The 1,419-nt window shown below is 73.2% G+C and carries 1 protein-coding gene; it reads right to left on the bottom strand.

Annotation, left to right across the window (positions count from 1 at the left end; all coding sequences use genetic code 11):
* Window positions 1–17: 17 nt before the first annotated feature.
* Entirely contained in the window at window positions 18–1,055 is a 1,038-nt protein-coding gene (locus ACRX5W_RS18630; RefSeq protein WP_436789313.1) for a TIGR03617 family F420-dependent LLM class oxidoreductase, read from the bottom strand.
* Window positions 1,056–1,419: the final 364 nt, after the last annotated feature.

Genomic DNA, 1,419 nt, shown 5'->3' with positions numbered 1-1,419 from the left:
CCCCCCCCCCCCCCGCGTCAACGCGTCGCCGAACGCGTCGCGAGGCGGTCCAACACCTCGGACACGCATCCGGAATCGGCACGGTAGGGCAGATAGAACCCCAGCCGGTCGGCGCCGACGAGGTCCGCGCGGGCGGTCAGGGCGCGCGCGACTTCGTCCGGCGTGCCGACGGCGACGAGTCGGTGCAGGAGTGTGTCGTCGACGGCGGCGGGCAGGTCGGCCCAGCGTCCGGCCTTGACCAGGCCGTGGAGCTCGGCTTGCAGGTCGCCGTAGCCCTCGGCGTCGAGAACCGGCCGGTACGCGGGTGTCGAGCCGTAGAAGGCGACCATCGCCCGTGCCCCGGCCAGAGCCCGCACGTGCTCCTCCTCGTTGCGTGCGGCGGCCACGATGACGTCGAGCACCACCGCGAATCCGTCCCGTGCGCGGTCGGCGTCGGCCAGCCCCGCGGCAACGCTCGGCAGCAGCGTCCCGCGCAGGTAGGCGGGCGAGTTGAACGGGTGCACGAGCAGGCCGTCGGCGGTCTCGGCGACCATGCGCAGCATGCCGGGCCCGACGCCTCCGGCGAACAGCGGCGGCACACCGTACGGGTTGGGGGCGGGGCGCAGCGCGGGCGGCATCAGCGTGAGGTCGAAGAAGTCGCCGTGGAAGTCGAGGGGTTCGCCGGTCTGCCAGCAGTCGAGGACAGCACGTACCGCGCGCAGCGTCTCGGCCATGCGCGCGACCGGGCGCGACCACGCGGCCCCGTGGCGGCGTTCGATGTGGGCCTTGATCTGCGTGCCGAGGCCGAGCCGGAAGCGCCCTTCGGACGCGGTGTGCAGGTCGTACGCGGCGTGTGCGAGGTGAACCGGGCTGCGCGGGAACGCGACCGCGATGTTCGTCATGATGTCGAGCCCGACCGCGGCGGCCGGGCCGAGCGGCAGGAAGACGTCATGCGGCCCCTCGAACGTGAAAACGCCGTCGAATCCGGCGTCCTTCAGTGCGCGGGACCGGTCGGCGGCCTGGTGGAGGGGAACGTCGAGGAGGGTGTCGACGGGCACCGCACGGGTATCTGACATGCCGTCAGGAATAGGCGTCGGCGCGGCAAGGGTCAAGACCGAACGGCTGTCGGCCTGTTCGGCGTGTTCTGCGACCGCAGAGGTTCACCGGTCCCCTCAGCGCCCCGACCGGACTCCCCGCGTCGCGGCGAAGCCCGGTTTCCAGGCGCCAGGCCTCGCTGGTAACGGACTACCGGCTCGAAAGGCAGGGGCAGGCTGTCGGGCCCGGCTCGTCGACCCGCCCCAACAGATCGCCGGCCCCACCCGGCGGAACCGCAGGACCTGCGCACGCCGCCGGGGCCGACGAGGCCGTCAAGGCCCCGTGGCACGACCTGCACGCGCGTTCGAGGCTGCCTCCCCGGCCCGCCCAGGCGTGGTCGAGGAA

Source organism: Yinghuangia sp. YIM S10712, from assembly GCF_051388935.1.
Lineage (GTDB): Bacteria > Actinomycetota > Actinomycetes > Streptomycetales > Streptomycetaceae > Yinghuangia.
This window is presented reverse-complemented; position numbering and strand designations above follow the sequence as displayed.